The 18,819-nt window shown below is 65.2% G+C and carries 11 protein-coding genes and 1 riboswitch; of the genes, 7 read left to right on the top strand and 4 right to left on the bottom strand.

The annotated features are described in order from the left end of the window. Positions 1-804 precede the first annotated feature (804 nt). Positions 805-1,134, top strand: coding sequence for a hypothetical protein (locus QZX93_RS04650; RefSeq protein ID WP_295393429.1), 330 nt, complete (start codon positions 805-807; stop codon positions 1,132-1,134). Positions 1,135-1,199: 65 nt separating this feature from the next. Here the strand turns inward: QZX93_RS04650 and QZX93_RS04645 are convergent, their stop codons facing one another. Next, a complete protein-coding gene (locus QZX93_RS04645; protein ID WP_295393431.1) occupies positions 1,200-3,275 on the bottom strand; it encodes an EAL domain-containing protein in 2,076 nt (691 codons plus the stop codon). Between the two features lie 201 nt (positions 3,276-3,476). Continuing rightward, positions 3,477-3,573: riboswitch (TPP riboswitch) on the top strand. 119 nt (positions 3,574-3,692) lie between these two features. On the opposite strand from QZX93_RS04645, the gene thiC reads away from it, so the two are divergent. Next, positions 3,693-5,585: a phosphomethylpyrimidine synthase ThiC gene (gene thiC, locus QZX93_RS04640; protein ID WP_295393433.1), complete on the top strand. Its 1,893-nt coding sequence runs from the start codon at positions 3,693-3,695 to the stop codon at positions 5,583-5,585. 94 nt (positions 5,586-5,679) lie between these two features. Here the strand turns inward: thiC and QZX93_RS04635 are convergent, their stop codons facing one another. The 3 genes from QZX93_RS04635 to QZX93_RS04625 are packed head-to-tail and all read right to left on the bottom strand — an operon-like array spanning position 5,680 to position 7,601. Then, positions 5,680-6,147 carry a hypothetical protein gene (locus QZX93_RS04635; protein ID WP_295393436.1) on the bottom strand — a complete coding sequence of 156 codons (468 nt, stop codon included), beginning with the start codon at positions 6,145-6,147 and terminating at the stop codon, positions 5,680-5,682. 25 nt (positions 6,148-6,172) lie between these two features. Beyond that, a complete protein-coding gene (locus tag QZX93_RS04630) occupies positions 6,173-6,604 on the bottom strand; it encodes a hypothetical protein (protein ID WP_295393437.1) in 432 nt (143 codons plus the stop codon). 1 nt (position 6,605) lies between these two features. Continuing rightward, positions 6,606-7,601: a hypothetical protein gene (locus QZX93_RS04625; RefSeq protein WP_295393439.1), complete on the bottom strand. Its 996-nt coding sequence runs from the start codon at positions 7,599-7,601 to the stop codon at positions 6,606-6,608. Positions 7,602-7,768: 167 nt separating this feature from the next. On the opposite strand from QZX93_RS04625, the gene QZX93_RS04620 reads away from it, so the two are divergent. The 5 genes from QZX93_RS04620 to QZX93_RS04600 all read left to right on the top strand — a co-directional run bounded on the left by QZX93_RS04620 (position 7,769) and on the right by QZX93_RS04600 (position 18,319). After that, a complete protein-coding gene (locus tag QZX93_RS04620; protein ID WP_295393440.1) occupies positions 7,769-9,226 on the top strand; it encodes an O-antigen ligase family protein in 1,458 nt (485 codons plus the stop codon). Between the two features lie 36 nt (positions 9,227-9,262). Then, positions 9,263-10,375, top strand: coding sequence for a heparan-alpha-glucosaminide N-acetyltransferase domain-containing protein (locus tag QZX93_RS04615; RefSeq protein ID WP_295393442.1), 1,113 nt, complete (start codon positions 9,263-9,265; stop codon positions 10,373-10,375). A 4-nt stretch (positions 10,376-10,379) separates the two neighbouring features. Next, positions 10,380-11,462, top strand: a complete 1,083-nt coding sequence (locus QZX93_RS04610) for an acyltransferase (protein WP_295393444.1) — start codon at positions 10,380-10,382, stop codon at positions 11,460-11,462. Positions 11,463-11,521: 59 nt separating this feature from the next. After that, on the top strand, positions 11,522-11,770 hold the full coding sequence (locus tag QZX93_RS04605; protein WP_295393446.1) for a hypothetical protein: 249 nt from the start codon (positions 11,522-11,524) through the stop codon (positions 11,768-11,770). 75 nt (positions 11,771-11,845) lie between these two features. Continuing rightward, a complete protein-coding gene (locus tag QZX93_RS04600; protein WP_295393448.1) occupies positions 11,846-18,319 on the top strand; it encodes a glycoside hydrolase family 9 protein in 6,474 nt (2,157 codons plus the stop codon). The last annotated feature ends 500 nt before the right edge of the window (positions 18,320-18,819 follow it).

Genomic DNA, 18,819 nt, shown 5'->3' with positions numbered 1-18,819 from the left:
GCCCTTGGGCGAAGCACGTTAGCGAAGGGCGTCCTTGGATGCGTGGCGTCTGAAGGTGATGGGTCTTTGGGTCTGTCAAATCGAGGAGGACTCAAACTGGGAGCCGGATGGTGTAACACTCCAAGTCCGGTTCTGCCAGGAGCCGGGAACGAATCGTCGTATGGCAGAGATAGCGTGGCACCGCCGGGAAACCAGGCGGCAACAGAGAACACAAACTTCGGCCTAAGCGACGGCAAGAACCCGGCGTACTCTCCGGTTCAATTACGCAGCTTTGACCCCAGAAAGAGCAGTTGTCTCGCCAAGGCGCCAAGCTCGCCAAGACTTTTCAGTACGTTATCAGCGTTGCGCCAATCACCCGGAGGGTGATCTGGATAGTCGCTCTACCTGATTGTATTTCTTGGCGAGCTTGGCGCCTTGGCGTGAGCAATTCCTGGGTTTAGGTTGACCCTATGGTCGGACCATCGGCGCACGCGGCGCAGAGCGCCAAATTCAGCCGTGACACCGCTGGAGCGGCGTCACGAGAAAGCGGTATCGCAAGCCTATCCCGGCCGCCGCACATCAGCCCGCGGTCGTGACACCGCTCCAGCGGTGTCACGCATGTGTCGGGCGCTCTGCGCCGAGAATGTCCATGCCCTATACTGCCAACCGGTAAACGGCCCTGCGGGGTGAGGCACCGATCTATGATCAACTGGCACCGACTCTTCGGCTTGGCCCTGTGCGACTACTTCACCTGAACCGAGTACGCCGTGGAGATGGAGGCCGTGGAGATGCTAAAAGGCCTTGCGCGCAAGCGTCAGGTGCTCGATGTGGGACCTGTTCAGCTTCCGGGCGGACAAGGTCCAGCAGGGGGCCAAGACCTATCGCTGGCGCCAGCCCGACCACGTGCCAGTACTCAACGAGATCTATCACCGCTACCGCGAACTGGGTATTGCCATGCCGTACACCTTCGAGGACTTCCGCCACGATCTGGCGTTGGAATTGGTACAAGAATTGCCGCCCGAGGAGCGCCTGCGCGGGCTGCCGAGCGAGGAGCGCCTGCGGGGTATGTCGCCCGAGGACATCCTGGGCGGGCTCGACGACGCGGAACGCGCACGGCTGAAGGAACTTTTGGAGCGTAAGGATCTGCACCACTGACAAGCCCCACAAGCGATGGGGCTCGCGGGGCTTGAGCATGGGAGTTAAGCGGCCAGGGTCAAATATTAGACATACTCCGGCTTGGTAAAGTCGAAGCTCAGGTCCGCGCTGGGCAGTTGCAGATAGCTGCCTTGCAGGAAGTCCGGGCGGCAGTTCCAGACGCGGGCGACGGTCTCCGGGTCCTCGATACCGGCGGCGATCACGGCGATCCCGTGATCGCGCAGGGCGCGGACGATGTCAGTCAATTCGCCCTGCTCGGTATTGGTCAGGGTATGGAATGAGAGCTTGGCCAGATTCACCTCCAGGTCCGCCAGCAATTCGATATCGGCCGGGCTCCCGGAGCAATTGGCGATGCACACCTGGACGCCGTATTTACGGAGGTTGACGATGAGCGACTTGGCGGCGTCCAGGTCGGTGCGGACATCGGCGAGCTGGAACTCCAGCAAGGGCCGCAGCCGCACCAGGTTGCGCTGCACGATCTGATCGCGGAACCAGGGCAGCCAATGGGCGGCGGCCACCGAGGCCACGGTCTGGTGGACCAGCAGGCGCAACCGGGGATGGACCACCCGCTGGATATCGATCACATCCAGTGCCCGCTTGATCACCCAGCGGTCGATGGTCGGCATGAGCGCGCAACGCTCCGCCACCGGCAGGAAGTCCTGAGGCGGTATGTGCTCACCGTCCGGGGCGCTCAGACGCAACTGGGCCTCATAGAATTCACCGGTCTCCTGGCCCAGTGAGACGATGGGCTGAAAGAGCAGCATCAGGCCCTGGTTGCCGATCGCCTCCTCCAGCAATGCGCGGATCTGCGACTCCCCATCCGCCGCTGGTCCAGACGCCACCACGGGGGTCCAACAGACCACCCGATCGCCACCCTCGTGGCGCGCCGCCATCGCCGCCTTCTGGCCGCGGGAGATCATGGTGACCGCATCGTCCGCTGCGGGAATAAAGCCGGCAATGCCGATGCTCAAGGTGGTCCCGCGGGCCACCCCGACGCCATTCAACGCCGGGTCGATCAGTGCGCCGCGCAGGCGCTGCGCCAGCTCGACCAGATCCTGGGCACCGCCGCGCTTGGCGATCAGTGCGTAACTGAAATCGCCCAGGCGCGTCGCGCTCTCCTCCGGGGTCATGTGGTTACTGAGCCGGATCTCCAATTGCCGCAGCAACCGCTCGGTGCCATCCAGGCCGAGCCGGTCCAGGGTCTCGTGGGGCGAGTCGACCTCGATCTGCAACAGGCCGCAGCCGTCGTTGAGCGGCCCCGGGCTGCGCACGCACCGGTCCAGTTGGCGCATGAAGTGCTCCTTCTGCAGCAGGCCGGTGGCGGCATCGCGCCGGTTGACCGCCTGCCGGCGCTCGCGCAGCCAGCGGGTCATGCGGATGCGGTGGTCGATGGACTCGCACAGTAGCTTGCGCTGGACCGGCTTGGCGATGAAGCTGTCTCCGCCTAGGCGCAGGGCGTCCATCTGCTTGTCCAGGTCGCGCTCGGAGGACAGAAAGATGATCGGCAGGTCGAAAAATTCGTCCTGGTCGCGGATGACCGCGGTGAGCTCATCCCCGTTGGCATCGGGCATGTACAGATCCATCAAGACCAGGTCGGGACGGAACTCACGGATGGCCTCCAACACCTTGAGCGGCTGGCCGAGCACCCGCGGCTCGAAGCCCGAGTTGCTGAGCAACAGCGCAATGTACTTGGCCTGGGCCTGGTCGTCCTCCACCACCAGCACCCGGTACGGGGCGATGCCGGCGATCCCGCTGATCTGAGTCACCTTCTGGGCCAGGTCGGCGGCCGCCACCGGGGCCACGAAGACGCCCTGGGCACCCGCGCGCACCGCGTGCAGGCGGGTCTCGATATCCTCCTCCGGGGCGATGCAGATGAGTTCCGGGCGATCCGCCCCGACCCCGGTCAGCGCGTTGACGAAGTGCTCCAGGGTCCGGTCCGCCGGCAACCGGCCCAACTCTAGGATCAGCACCGCCGGTGCGGCCTCCCCGGCCGCGTCGATCAGCGCGTCCGGCTGCTCGAAGGTCTTGAGTATCAGCCCTTTCTGGTTGAGGAGCGAGCTCAGGTCGCGGCCCAGGAGGGAGTCGGCACCCAGGTAATAGACCCGATTGTTTGGCGCCGCGTGCGTATATGGATTAACCATCTGGCGAATCTCTCTAACTGTTGCTGACCCGCGGCCCTAGCCGGCGGCCCACGACCCCGGGCGCAAGGGACGCCCGGCGCTTCCTCAGGTGTCTAAGGTAGCGCGAATCCAGGTGGCTTGCTTGCCGCATAGCGCCGGCCCGCCACCGGCCGCTACCTTGGCGGTTGAAATCCGCTCGACATTTCGATAGGTTCCACCCACCGAACCTGCTGGGGGTGTCCGACCGCGGTCGGGCTGAGACAGTCCCTTTGAACCTGATCCGGATCATGCCGGCGCAGGAAAGCAGGCGAACGCCCGCCGGAAGACCCGCCGGGCGTGCGTCCTCGCTTGCCCGCCCGCCCTCCCGATCGCCCGCAGCAGCCCGATCATCGACAGACATGGCGCCAGCGTGCGCCAGCTTGCCCCGCGAGGACCACCATGAGCGCCATCCCGAACGAGTTCGTCCAACAGACCGCCCGACTGTCGGACGAGGTCACCAAACCCTTCCCCAATTCACGCAAGCTCTACGTGGCGGGGTCGCGACCCGACCTGCGGGTGCCCATGCGCGAGGTGACCTTGAGCCCCACCCACGCCAGCACCCAGACCGAGCACAACCCGCCGGTCTTCATCTACGACACCTCCGGCCCCTACACCGACCCGGCGGTCGCCATCGATCTACTGGCCGGCCTGCCCGATCTACGCTCCGCCTGGATCGAGGACCGCGGCGACACCCAGCGGCTCACCGCGCCCAGTTCCAAGTTCGGGCACGACCGTCAGGCCGACCCCGCGCTGGCCCACCTGCGCTTCGAGCACCTGCGCACCCCGCGCCGGGCCTTGGCCGGGCGCAATGTCACCCAGATGCACTATGCCCGCGCCGGGATCGTCACCCCAGAGATGGAGTATTGCGCCATCCGGGAGAGTCTGCGGCTCGATGAACTGAGGGCCGACCCGCGCTATACCAAGCTCCTGCGTCAGCACCGCGGCCAGTCGTTCGACGCCGCGCTGCCCGAGACCATCACCCCCGCCTTCGTGCGCGACGAGGTCGCCCGCGGCCGGGCCATCATCCCGGCCAACATCAATCACCCGGAAGTGGAGCCGATGATCATCGGGCGCAACTTCCGGGTGAAGATCAATACCAACATAGGTAATTCGGCGATCACCTCATCCATCGCCGACGAGGTCGAGAAGATGGTCTGGTCCGCCCGCTGGGGCGGCGATACCCTGATGGACCTGTCCACCGGTAAGAACATCCACGAGACCCGCGAGTGGATCCTGCGCAACGCCCCCATGCCCATCGGCACCGTCCCCATCTATCAAGCCTTGGAGAAGGTCGACGGCCGCCCGGAGGAGCTCACCTGGGAGATCTTCCGCGATACCCTCATCGAGCAGGCCGAGCAGGGGGTGGACTATTTCACCATCCACGCCGGGGTGCTGCTGCGCTATGTGCCGCTCACCGCGGACCGGTTGACCGGCATCGTCTCCCGCGGCGGTTCCATCATGGCCAAGTGGTGCCTGGCCCATCACCAGGAGAACTTCCTCTATACCCATTTCGAGGAGACCTGCGAGATCATGAAGGCCTATGACGTGGCCTTCAGCCTGGGGGACGGCCTGCGCCCGGGCTCGATTGCCGACGCCAACGACACCGCCCAATTCGCCGAGCTGGAGACCTTGGGTGAGCTCACCCGCATCGCCTGGCAGCACGATGTGCAGGTGATGATCGAGGGGCCCGGCCATGTGCCATTGCAGATGATCAAGGAGAACATGGACAAGGAGTTGACCGACTGTTTCGAGGCACCCTTCTATACCCTGGGGCCATTGATCACCGATATCGCCCCGGCCTATGACCATATCACCTCAGGCATCGGCGCGGCCAATATCGGCTGGTACGGCACCGCCATGCTCTGTTATGTAACGCCCAAGGAGCATCTGGGGCTGCCCACCAAGCAGGACGTCCGCGAGGGCATTGTCACCTATAAGATCGCCGCCCACGCAGCCGACCTCGCCAAGGGTCTGCCCGGCGCCCAGGTGCGCGACAACGCACTCTCCAAGGCCCGCTTTGAATTCCGCTGGGACGACCAGTTCAATCTCTCGCTCGACCCCGAGCGGGCGCGCGAATTCCACGACCAGACCATGCCCCACGAGTCGCACAAGGTCGCGCATTTCTGCTCCATGTGCGGGCCGCATTTCTGTTCCATGCGTATCACCCAGGACGTGCGCGATTACGCCCAGGCCCATCGCTTGGACAGCCTGGAGATCGCCATCGAGGAGGGGATGAAGGAGAAGGCGCAGGAGTTCGTGAAGGAAGGGGCGAAGATTTACCAGGAGGTCTGATCGCGAGCGCCAACTCACCCTCGTGACACCGCTCCAGCGGTGTCAGCGATCATTATTTTGCGGCTGTTTCCGCAACGCCGATCAAGGTCCGCTATCAAGGCCGGCCAACCAGACACCTCCCGACCTCTTGCAGTTTATCCCAGAGGCTAATGCCGGAGAAAAGATCGATGCCGAGGGCCGATTTAACCAAATAGGCAAGCAAGAAAATAAATAGACTGATCAGCAGGTTGAGAAGGACAAGCAGCACAATGACCGCCACCGGATTGGCTATTTTTACAATGGATTCCGGCAGTGGCAGGCGCCGCTGCCGGCGACTGTCTTTACCCACCAGCAACACGATACAAAACCGGGACAGCAGTAGGTCGATACTGAATCTCACATCGACGAGTTTCGGCGTGGCCTGGGGAATCGCCGCCGCCAACAACGCGGCGATGGCTTCAAGTTGCGGCGCAGTCAAGCCCGAACGGATTGCCGGGGCCAAGGTCGCGAGGTAATAGTCGGGGGTCTTTTGGCGGTATTGCAGATCAGTGATAACGTCGTCATTCGAGGACCTGGTGTTCATTCTTGAACCGCTCGTTTAAACGCCTTCAGTATAACAATCCGCCACCCGCCAGCGCCGTCCCAACCAAGATCGACAAGCTATAGGCGGCGATGCCTTCGCCGCGCTCGCGGACGCCAACCACGAATGGCGGTGCCAATGCCAACAGCACCATGCTGACGATCGCACCCAACCAGATGAGCAGCAACCCCAGCGCCCACAACTGCGCATGCTCATAGGGAAAGCGCAGGCCCCATAGCGGCGCCCACGCCTTGGTCACCGCCGCCACGAACATGACACCGGTTACCCAAGCACTCGCCGGCACGATGGCCGCCGGACCGCAGCGAATGAGATGCAGCGTCAGCCCGAAGGTGACCAACCAAACCCACCAGTGTACCTGAAAGGCCGCCAGCAACCAGCCGGCCGCGCTGTAGCCCAGCAGCAACAGCGTCAGATAGACCCAACGCCGCGCCGTCGACACGCTATTTCCTGCGCTTGAGGATGCGCGTCAAACGCACCCGCGGCCCGTTGAAACAGCGCAGACCGAATTTGTGGGTGAAATAGCTCGGCCATTCTGCCGCCGCGTCATGCTTCACACCGGCCCGATCGCAGATGTCCTGCAGGATGGCGATCAGACGACGGCGATGGGGCTGGAACTTATCGATGGTGCGCTGCCGGATCTCCGCCGGGGTCACCGCACAACGTTTCATCGCCGCCACCCCATCACGCACCGAATCGGCAGTGTCCTCGGCAATATAGGCATAGGCCGGCGCGAAAAAGGCGTCCCGGCCGCCCAGGTTGCGGGTCGAGACCAAGGGGCGCCCGGACAACAGATACTCGGCGCTGACAAACATGGCCCCCTCCTCCGCCGAGAGGCAAAGCCCGCAATGGGCCTCGCAAATCGCACGAGAGACGAAGCGCGAAAAGACCTTGCGCTGCCAACTCGCCTGCGGAAACTCACGCATGACCTCGGCGAAATAGCCCGCTTCCTGGGGGGAATGATCGCCGATCAGGCGCAGGGACTTCACCCCCACGGCCAGGTGGTGGCGCTTGAACGGCGTGATGCGAGCAAGGTAGATGGCGTCGTATTTGATCGGCCGATCATAGAGTCGATAATGGCCTTCGTCGAGAAAGGCGTTCTGATGACAATACTCGGCCCGCAGGCCGACACCCGCGATCAGGGCGACCTCGCGCTCGGAATTACACAGGAAGATCAGCTCCGCCTCCGGGCAGAGCCGGTGGACCACCGCGGCCTCTGCCGCCACCTCCGCGGCCCGCTCGGGCGTCTCCCGGTGCCAGCCAAACTGGAAGATCAGGTGCGGCTTGGACCCGGCCAGGGCCTTGAGGATCGCGTCGCGGTGTTTGACGAAGTCCTCAAAATAACTGATGACCACCGCCGGCTCGCGAAAAATCACGTAGGCCGGCAGGGCGTCGCCCTGGATGAGTTGCTTGATGAACCTGGCAGTCTGCGCGATCATGTGATATATGCCGCAATTCTGGATCGTCGGCATGGTACGCGCCGAACCTGCCGCTTTCAACACGGAAACGCCCGGCCGGCGGGCGTAAGATCGGGACCCACGCACCCACCTCCCACGACGCGCCTGGCCGCTGCCGCACGCCGCCCACCGACCGACGGGTATCCCAGTTGACGCTCCCGCCCGAACTTTGGTCCGAGCCGATCCTCGCCAAGCACCTGGTCTTCATGGGCCTGACGGTCGGCTTCCTGTCATTTGCCATCCCCCTGGCCATCAAGTATGCCTGGATGGACCGGGTGTGCATGGCCGGGATCTGGTTCATGGCCATCAACCCGGTGAAGATGACACTCTTCAGCTATACGCTCTATCGCGGGGACATCCGCGGCCTGGAGTTCGGCGTCACCGATTGGCTCGTCATCACCATGATCGTGGCGATGCACAAGGCGCCCCGCTGGCGCAAGCGCAAGCTCTACACCCGTAACCCCAACGAGGTGTTGCTGGTGCTCTATCTGGGCTATTCTATCTTCACCATCGGCACCGCACTGATCCCTCAGTTTGCCGTGTTCGGTGTCAGCAAACTGATCCGCGCCTATGCCACCTTCTGGGTCGCCTACAACTTCATCCGCAGCGAGGACGACCTGCGCTTCGTAATCTGGACCGTGGTGGGCATGACCTTCTACAGCTTCACCCAGGTGTTGATGGACAAATATACCCGCGGGGTCTTTCCGCCGCGCGGTTCATTCGACCACCAGAATGGCCTGGCCACCTTCCAGAACATACTGAACTTTATCATCTTCGCCGTCCTCATGCAGGACAGCGAGAAGCTCTTCGACAAGCGCACACTGATCTATTGGGCGGCACTCGGGGCCGGGGTCCTGACCAGCGTGGCTACCCTGTCGCGGGGCGGTATGGCCACCACCGTCATGGGCTTCACCATGATCGTCGCCATGAGCTTTTTCCTCAAGCAGAAGTCAGTCAAGATCAAGAAAAAGTTCTCGGTCATCGGGCTGTTGATCCTGCTCTCCATCCCGGTCCTGGCAGTCATACTGCCGCCGATCATTCAACGCTTCGAGACGGCGCCGGAGGAGTCCGGGGAGTCCCGCAAAGGGGCCAATGTGGCCTCGGGCCACATGGGACACGACTATTTCTTCGGCGTGGGGCTCAACAACTATTCCTATGCGATTAACTATATGCCCTATGGCGAGGACCTGGCCCCACTGGATCGAGGTATTGCCCATCACATCTTTTGGCTGCACTATGCGGAGCTCGGCATCATCGGCGTGCTACTCTACACCCTGCTGACCGCCGGCTTCATGTTGATTGCATTGCTTTTTATCCTCAAACGCCGGGACTGTCTGGAACGGGTCCTGGCCATCGGTATACTGACTGCCTTTGTCATCAATTGGCTCGTCGGCACCCTGGAGTGGAACTTCCGCACCCTCCAGATTACGCTCACCTATTTCATGCTCGCCGGCTTCGTGACCTCGCTGGATCGGGTGGAACGCGAGCGGCTCAAGCTGGAACAAGACAAGAAGAACCGGCTGGCCATGCTGTACCTGACGATGACCCAGCGCCAGGGCGCGGCGCGGCCCGCCAAGCGGCCAGCAACCGGCCCCCAACGGCGTTGAACCGATGCGCCCCAACCACCCGGGAGACTGACTCATATGCGCGAGCGCGACCTGTCACTCGATCTACTCAAGGGCGTAGCCTGCGTCCTGATGCTCTTGGCCCACACCCAGTTGCAGCTCGACCTGTTATCCAAGGCACTGACCTTCCTCGGCAGCTTCGCCCCCATCCTGTTCTTTGCCGTCTCCGGGATCACCGCCAACTTTCAGGCGCGCAAATATCCGGTCGCTGGCATCGCCATCACCTATACCATGATCTTTCTGCTGGGACTGAGCTTCACCGCCATGGTGAGGCCAGCGGATAATTTCTGGGTCCCGTTCGACATGGACATCCTCCAAATCATTGCAGTGGGCGTCCTGACCCTGTACCTGGTGCAACGCTTTATCAACCCGGGCCCCTGGTTTCACCTCGCTGCAGCGGTCATCGTCTTCGCGCTCAAGTTGGCCATTGACACCCTGCCGCCTGATTCGTGGGGACTCGGTTATCTCGCCTATGTCTTCGTGAAACCCGGTAACTTTGTCATCATCCCCTGGCTGTTCCCGTTCTTCCTCGGCATGTTTTGTTACCTCGCACCCAACCGGCACAATCTCATGCTCGCCGGGGCCGCGCTACTCGCGATGGGTGCGGCCTGGGGTCTGGGTCTGACACTCGGCATCGACAACCGCTGGGATATGACACTGGGCTATTTCCTGTTCTCACTGCTCATTACTTCGGTGTCATTTTATGTCGCCCGCCGGCTACCCCAAGCATTCGTCGCGCGGGCCTTCCCCCCGCTGCTCTGGCTGGGGAAGTATTCGCTCCTCTTTCTTTATGTCCACATCGGGGTAATCTGGCTGATACGGCACTATACCCAAGGAATCTGGGGGACTTATTGGATTTGGCCCACGGTCGCGGTGGCCTCCATCGCCCTGATGTGGGTCCTGCCGCCGCTCTTCGGGGCGTTGCGTGTCCCCGCCCTGATGGCCAGATTCCCAGCCTGGATCGTCCTGCTGGCGCTGGTCCTCACCGCCCCGCTGGTCCTGCCCGCCGGGGCGCCGCTGGTCCTCACCGAACTCGCCCTGGGACTGGTCTTCTCCTTGTACTATGCCGCCATGACCCAGGTGCTGAAGGGCGTCGCCTGGCCGGCGGCCCAACCGGCGCGGGGGCGCTGAGACCATGACAGAGTTAGCACAGGGCCCGGCCGGCGGACGCGACGCCTGGGTCGATTATGCCAAGGCCATCGGCATCGTACTGGTGGTCTATGGTCATGTGGCGCGCGGCGTGTTCAACGCCGGCATACCCATCGACGGGCCGCTCTACCGGCTGGTGGACAGCATCCTCTACAGCTTCCACATGCCGCTGTTCTTCTTTCTCTCCGGGCTGTTCTTCTTGCACTCGCTGCGGCGGCGCGGCCCGGTCGCACTGGCCGCAAACAAGGTCGACACCATCCTCTACCCCTATATCCTGTGGTCCCTGATCCAGGGGTTGATCGAGGTCTGGCTCGCCCGCTACACCAACGGTCATCTGGGCCTCACCGAGGTCCTCGAACTATGGAACCCGCGCGCCCAATTCTGGTTTCTTTATGCCCTGTTTCTGGTGATCATGACCGCCATCCTGGTCTACCGCCGCGAGACCCGGCCGTTCCTGTGGGGGTTACTGGCCGTCGCGGCCCTGGCCTATGTCTTCCAGGCCAGCATCCCTTCGGTGCTACACTCCTACTTCGTCGTCAAGAATTTCGTCTTCTTCGCCCTCGGGGTCTGGTTCTACACCGTCAAGGACCGCCTGCTGGGACACTCGGGGGTCTGGGCGGCAGCCGGGGCCATTGCCTTCGTAGCCGTGCAGTATGGCTTCCATATCCAACTGGGGATGGTGTTCTCCGACATCGGGGTCGCCTCACTGCTGGTGGCCGTCGTCTCGATCCTGGCCGTGGCCAGCCTGTCGCTCTGGCTGGCACGCGTCCCGAAGCGCTGGGTCCTGATCCTGGGGCGCGCCTCCATGGCGATCTACCTGATGCACGTCCTGGCCGCCAGCGGCGCCCGGGTCCTGCTCGGCCGGTTCCTGGGAATACAGGACGCCGGGGTCCATGTCGTGGTCGGGTGCCTCGCGGGCCTCCTGCTCCCGTTGCTGGCGCTGCAACTCCTGCGGCGACTGGGGGTTCAGGGGCTGTTCGAGACCCCGGCGCGGGTCTCGGTCGAGGCCTGGTATCGGCGGCACGCGCCCTTGATGCAGCGCAAATCAAAGACCAAGAGCGACTCCTGAAAAGAGTCGCTGAGGGAGCGGCGCGCACCCGCCCGGGAGTACCGCCGACGCCGCCGCGCTTGCAGGCCGCCCGCGACCTCATCGTGGTCGACCAGCGATCGCTATGGAAGCCCCAGCGCCGGCGACCGGCCTTGCTGGTGCTGCTGTTGTCGGCCCTGGGGGTGATGCGACTCATCGGCATTTTTCAACTGGCGGATCGATCGTTCAGATCGCAACGACAAATGGCACGCTATCTGGGGCTGCCGGTATTGGGCGCCCTACCGAATGCCGAGCCGCTGCTGCGGACGCTGCCACATCGGCCTCAATAGATGAATTGTCCGCAAATGAACGCAAAATGGGATAGGCGGATCACGACCCACAGGGCGATGACGATGAATAATGCTATGCACTTGCCCACGCGGTTGTTCGGCCTGGCCTTGCTGGCCCTGTCCGCGGTGTACGCACCCGCTGACGCGGTAGCCGCCGGACCCTTCACATACCTCTTTAGCAAGGGAGACGGGCAGATCGAGGTCGTCAACCCGGATCTCACGATCGACCAGACCGTCCCCATCGGCTGGCCTGAATACAACGCCGCGAGCGGTGAGGCGCGCATTGCCACCGGCGACATCGACGGCGATGGCAAAGATGAGGTCATCATCGGCTTTGCCCCGGTCGGCCAGAGCGGCCTGCCGGACGGCCGGTTTGAAATCCTCGATGACGATTTTTCGCTATTGGCCTGGGGTCAGGTCGACTGGCCGGACTACAATTCAAGCAATGGTGAGACACGCCCCGCGGTGGGCGATACCGATGGCGACGGCAAGGCCGAGATCGTCATCGGCCTCGGGCGTGGCGGCAATGGGCTGGTGGAGGTCTTCCGCTTTACCGATGGCGCCGTGTCAGCGCTCGGTTGGGCCGACATCAACTGGCCGGACTACGCTCAGGCCAATGGCGAGACCTGGCCGGCACTCGGCGATCTCGATGGCACTGGACGCAGTGCGCTGGTGGTCGGCCTGGGCGAGGGCGGCGCCGGGACCTTCCTGGTCAAGACGGGGTTCGATGCGGCCCGCCTTGCCGCTGGACAGGACCCATGGAGCGATGAGCTCCGTGGCAATCTGTCGTGGAGCGATTATGCCAGCGCGGTGGGCGAGACCCGCCCTGCCATTGGCGATCTGAATGGGGACGGCACCCACCAGATCGTCATCGGTCTGGGGCGCTCGGGTGGTGGCTATCTTGAGCTTTTCAATTACACCGCGTCCGCGCTGACCTCCCTCGGCTCGCTCGCGATCGACTGGCCGGCATACAATGAGGCCAATGGCGAGACCCATCCAGTGGTGGGTGACAGCGACGGCGACCTGCGCGGCGAGATCCTGGTTGGCCTCGGTCAAGGCGGCGGCGCGGTCGAGCGGTTAGACGACGGCCAGGCGCAATTTGCCGATCTCGACGGCCTCCAGTTCGATACGCTGGCGGCCATCTGGCCAGCCATCAAACGCGAGCGCCCGCCCGTCGGCTACCAGCTCAATGTACACAAGAACGGTGTTGGTGCCGGCACGGTCGGCGGCGCCGGGCGTTTCGATGCCGGCACCACGGTAACCCCCACCGCGACCCCCGCCAACGGCTCGACCTTGACCGGCTGGACCCCGGCCGGTTGCGGTGTCGCCTTCGCCATCGCTGCCAACACCACCTGTACCGCCATCTTCGACCTGCTCCCCACCTACACCCTCACCGCAAAACTCAGCGGGAGTGGCGCGGTCACCAGTACACCGGCTGGGATCTACTGCGGGGTCGATTGCACGGCGGCCTATGCCGGCGACACCGCGGTCGCACTGACCCCCTCGCCCGCCGTCGGCTACACCTTTTCCGGCTGGAGCGGTGCCTGCACCGGCACCGGGGCCTGTGTGGTGCCGATGAGCGCGGCCAAGACCGTCACCGCCACCTTCAAGGCGATCCCGGGCTATATCGAACAGGGCATCACCGCGACCCTGGCCGACAGCTCCGAGCGTCAGTTGCAACCACTGCGCACGGGGCCGGCCCGGTCTGTGGAGACGCGCTCGGCGCGCGCACTGACCCTGGGCTTCGACTCGCTGGATTTGGGCGTCGCCACCCGCGACCCGGCGCTCTATCGCCTCAGCGATCCGGCCGCCGGCAGCGCCCAGACGGCCACCCGGGTAGGCGGCGACCGCCAGGCCGTCGGTCTCGATGCCGCCAATCTGCCGGTGGCGCAGACGCGCCTGCACCTGCTGTTCCCGACCCCGTTGCGCCCCGGTGTCGACTATCGCCTGGACGCCTGCGCCGCGCTGGGTGGCAGCGCCGATCCGGCGGCACCCTGTCACTCGATTGCGGTTCGCTACGACCCGGCGCTCGTCTCCGGCTCCATCCAGGTCGACCAGGTCGGCTATGCCCCGGGCACCACCAAGATCGCCTTCCTCGGCAACTGGCTGGGCAGCGCCGGGCCCTTGCCGGTGGACTCGACCGGCTTTGAGGTGGTCGATCTGGCGACTGGCGAGTCGGTCTTCAGCGGCCAGGCCAACCTCACCGCCCCGGCCGACCCCTGGAGCGGCAATGACGTGTACCAGGCAGACTTCAGCGCACTGGACCGCCCGGGTCGCTACCGGCTGCGGGTCGCCGGGCTCGGGGTGTCCGACCCCTTCAGCCTCGCCGCCGATGTCTACGACGCACCCTATCGGGCCGCACTGCGACTCTTCTACCACAGCCGCAACGGGACCACGGTGGTCGCGCCCTGGGCCGAGCCCGGCTATGAACGCCCCCAGGGCGGGGTCCCGCCCGCCATGGACGCGGCCTTCCACGCCGCCGTGGCCGCCTCGCCCCTGAGCGCCGGCAGCACGACCGACACCGCAGCCACCGCCCGGCACCCGGTGAGCCATGGCTGGTTCGACTCCGACGACTACGGCCAGTATGTCCCCAACGCGGCCCCAATCTGGTATCTGGTGGGCGCCACGCTCGATCTCGCACCGCTGCGCTTCGGCGACGGCGACCTCAACATCCCGGAGTCCGGCAACGGCATCCCGGACCTGCTGGACGAGCTCAATTGGGGCCTGGACTGGCTGCTCTCGATGCAGGACCCCGCCGACGGCGGGGTCTGGTTCCGGGTCGGCAGCCGCACCTGGGACGCGGTCCCGCCCGACCTGATCGCCACCCCACGCCTGCTGTTTGAAAAGACCAGCCACGCGACCGCCGCCTTCGCCGCCGCCTGCGCCCTGCACGCCCGGCTGATCCGGCCCTACCAACCGGAGCGCGCCGAGGTGGCCCTGGCCGCCGCACGCCGCGCCTGGGACTTCCTTGCGAGCCATGCCGACTGGCCCGCCGAGGGGCAACGCTACCAAAGCCCAACAGGTGTGCGTGCCACCGACTACTCGGATGCATCGCTCCGCGACAACCGTTTCTGGGCCGCCGCGGAGCTCTACCGCACCACCGGCGAGACGCCCTATCGCGCCGCGGTCGAGGCCCTGCTGCCGCAGGTCAAGATCGATCCCACCGCGGGGGTCGGCTTCCAGGACTTTGCCATGGCCGGGCTCTGGGCCTATCTGCTCGCGGAGGGCGAGGGCAAAAACCCAAGCTTGGTCAATCAGGCCAGCGCCGCCTTCGTCGCGGCGGCGGACTGGCGGGTACGCAATGAGACCGCCAACCCCTTCCGCGCCCCGGTCCATCAGACCATCGCTGTCATCGGCTGGGGTTCGTTCGGCGTCTCCACCCGCGCCACCCTGCCGCTGTTACAGGCCTATCGACTCACCGGTAAGACCGACTATCTGGACCGCGCCTGGCAGAGCCCCCACCCGCAGCTCGGGGCCAATCCGCAATCCTTGAGCTATCTCACCGGGTTCGGCGCCCGCTCGCCCCGCTTACCGCTCTCCAAGCTCACCCGCGACGGCGTCCCCGGCGACCCCATCAAGGGGCTCCCGGTGCTCGGGCCACAGTTCCTGCCGTCCGCTGAGATCAAAGCGATGAACGCGCTCTACCTCCCGCCCGCGCAGATCGGTACGGCGCTGCCCTCGACCACGGCCGGGTACGCCGAACTCTATCCGGCGCTGCGCCGTTACACCGACGCCCGCGGCCTGCCGCCCATGTCCAAGCCCACGGTGGTCGACTACGCCCAGGTGGGGCTCGCCTTCGGGCTGCTGCGCCGGGCAGGGCTCAAGGAGGAGATCGACACGGCGGGTAAGGTACAGCACCAGTTGAGCGTGCTGGCGAACGGCACCGGGAGCGGGACGGTCGGCGGCGGTGGCCGTTATGCCGCCGGCAGCGCAGTGACACCGAGCGCGAGCGCTGCGGACGGATCGATCTTTGCGGGCTGGACCCCAGCGAGCTGCGGTGCAGCCTTCGCCCTCAATGCGGACACATCATGTATGGCTACCTTCACCTTGCTACCGCGATTTGCACTGACCGTCATCTTGAGCGGGAGTGGCACAGTCACCAGTGCGCCGGCCGGGATCGACTGCGCGGCCGATTGCGCCGCAGCCTATAGCGGCGGCACGGCAGTCGCGTTGACCGCCACCCCGGCGACCGGCAGCCTGTTTTACGGTTGGGGCGGCGCCTGTACCGGGACCGGGACCGGGGGCTGCACGGTGGCGATGGGCGCGGCCCAGAGTGTCACCGCCACCTTCAAGCCGATCCCCCCGACCGTCGAGCTCGGCATCACCGCGGACCTGGCCGACGCCGCGACGCGTCAGATGCAACCACTGAGCACTGGACCGGCCAGGTATGCGGAAACCCGCTCGGCGCGCGCACTGACCCTGGGTTTCGACGCGCTCGATCTGGCCGTCGCCACCCGCGACCCGTCGCTCTATACGCTCACGCCCGCGGCCGGTGGCAGCCCACAGACGGCCATCCGGGTGGGCGGCGACCGTCAGGTGGTCGGCTTCGACACGGCCAAGCAGCCCCAGTTGGAGACGCGCCTGCACCTGCTCTTTCCGATCCCGCTGAACCCCGGGGTCGACTATCGGCTGGACGCCTGCGCCGCCCTGGGTGCCAGCGCCGATCCGGCCGCAGCCTGCCACAGTCTCCCCGTGCGCTATCGCCCGGAGCTCACCTCCGGCTCCATCCAGGTCGATCAGGTCGGCTATGCCCCGGGGACCGCCAAGATCGCCTTCCTCGGCAACTGGCTGGGCAGCGCGGGACCCTTGCCGGTGGACTCGACCGGGTTTGAGGTGATCGACGCCGACACCGGCGCCTCGGTCCTGAGCGGCCAGGCCCACCTCACCGCACCGGCGGACCCCTGGAGCGGCAACGACGTGTACCAGGCCGACTTCACCGCACTGGACCAGCCGGGGCGCTACCGGCTGCGGGTGCCGGGGCTCGGGGTATCCGACCCCTTCGCCATCGCCGCCACGGTCTATGACACCCCCTACCAGGCCACCATGCGACTCTTCTACCACGCCCGCAACTCGACCCCAGTGGTCGCACCCTGGGCCGAACCCGGCTATGAACGGCCCCAAGGCGGGGTCCCGCCCGCCATGGACGCGGCCTTTCACGAGGCCGTCGCCGGCTCCCCACTGAGCGCGGGCAGTACGACCGATACCGGAGCGTCCGCCCGCCACGCGGTCCACCGCGGCTGGTTCGACGCGGGCGACTATGGCCAATACGTACCGAATGCCGCCCCGATCTGGTATCTGGTCGGCGCCGCCCTGGATCTGGCGCCGCAACGCTTCGCCGACGGCGATCTCAACATCCCGGAGTCCGGCAACGGCATCCCCGACGTCCTGGACGAGCTCGATTGGGGGATGGACTGGCTGCTCGGCATGCAGGACCCGGCGGACGGCGGGGTCTGGTTACGGGTCGCCAGCCGCACCTGGGACGCCGTCACGCCCGATCTCATCGCCACCCCGCGCCTGCTGGCCGAGAAGACCAGCCATGCCACCGCCGCCTTCGCCGCCGCCTGCGCACTGCACGCCCGGCTGATCCGGCCCTACCATCCGGCGCGCGCCGATGAGTCGTTGGCCGCGGCCCGGCGGGCTTGGGACTTCCTCGCGAGCCACGCCGACTGGCCGGCCGAGGGGCAACGCTACAAGAACCCCGCGGGTGTCAGTGCGGGCGACTACGCCGACGCCTCAGTCTTGGACAATCGCCTGTGGGCCGCCGCGGAGCTCTACCGCACCACCGGCGAGGCGCCCTACCGGGCCGCGTTCGAGGCGCTGCTGCCGCAGGTCAAGCTCGACCCCACCGCCGGGGTCAGCTTCAAGGAGTTTGCCATGGCCGGGCTCTGGGCCTACCTGCTCGCCGACGATCCGGGCAAGAACCCGGCCGTGGCGGCCCAGGCGCGGGGTGCCTTCATCGCCGCGGCGGACTGGCGTATCCGCGAGGCCAACGGCAACCCCTTCCGCGCCCCCACCCATCATGCACTGGGGCTGGCCGGCTGGGGTTCATTCGCGGTCTCCACCCGCGCCACCCTGCCACTGATTCAGGCCTATCGTCTCACCGGCAAGGCCGACTATCTGGACCGCGCCTGGCAGAGCCCCCATACCGAGCTTGGCGCCAACCCACAATCGTTGAGCTATCTCACCGGATTCGGCGCCCGCTCGCCCCACTTCCCGCTCTCCAAGCTCAATCGGGGCGGCGTCCCCGGCCAGCCCATCAAGGGCATCCCGGTCCTCGGACCCATGTTCCACCTGCCCGCACTGTGGCAGGAGATGACCGCGGTGAACGCCGGCTACTCACCGCTGGAGTCGATCGGCACCGCCCTGCCCACCGATCCGGCCGGATTCGCGCCGCTCTACCCGGTCCTGCGCCGCTACACCGACGCCCGCGGCCTACCGCCCATGTCAGAACCCACGGTGGCGGACTACGCCCAGGTCGGCCTGGCCTTCGGACTGCTGCGCCGCGGCGGGCTCAAGGAGGAGATCGACTCACTGGGTCCGGTGCATTAGTGACATCCTCGCCGACCGCAAGGACGGCGATGCGCCCCAGGCGGGACGGGGTTTGCAACCCCGTCCCGAACGTTTGGGGCCTTGCAGACAGCACCAAGGCTGGCTTGGCGCCTTGGCGTGAGCAATTCCCGGGTTTAGTTTTATTGCGCTGAAGCTCCAAACTTTAGCGATAAATAGTCTAGCAAATGATCTTCGCTTTCCATTTTTAGTAAATTCTTATGCCTTTCCTCTGTCGCCTGCCAGATCTTTTTCCCGCCCGGAACACCCATATAGTGAGGAACATGATTCCGGGTCGTAGCATAAGCGTTACCAGGGCTGTAGGTGCGTGAAGCCTGCACCGATGAACGGCCACGATGTAAACTCGACTTTGGCCATTTCAGGGAGTCGAGGCCAGTTGATCCAGCACGCATTGCCAGTCCTGGCGGGAAATGACGAGGGATTCCGGGTCTGGGGTTGATGTGACGAAATTCGACGCGGCCCAGCTGGTGCGGCGCACCAAG

The organism is uncultured Thiodictyon sp. (assembly GCF_903946935.1).
Lineage (GTDB): Bacteria > Pseudomonadota > Gammaproteobacteria > Chromatiales > Chromatiaceae > Thiodictyon.
Note: the sequence above shows the minus strand (reverse complement) of the source record. Positions and strands in the feature narration are given on the sequence as shown.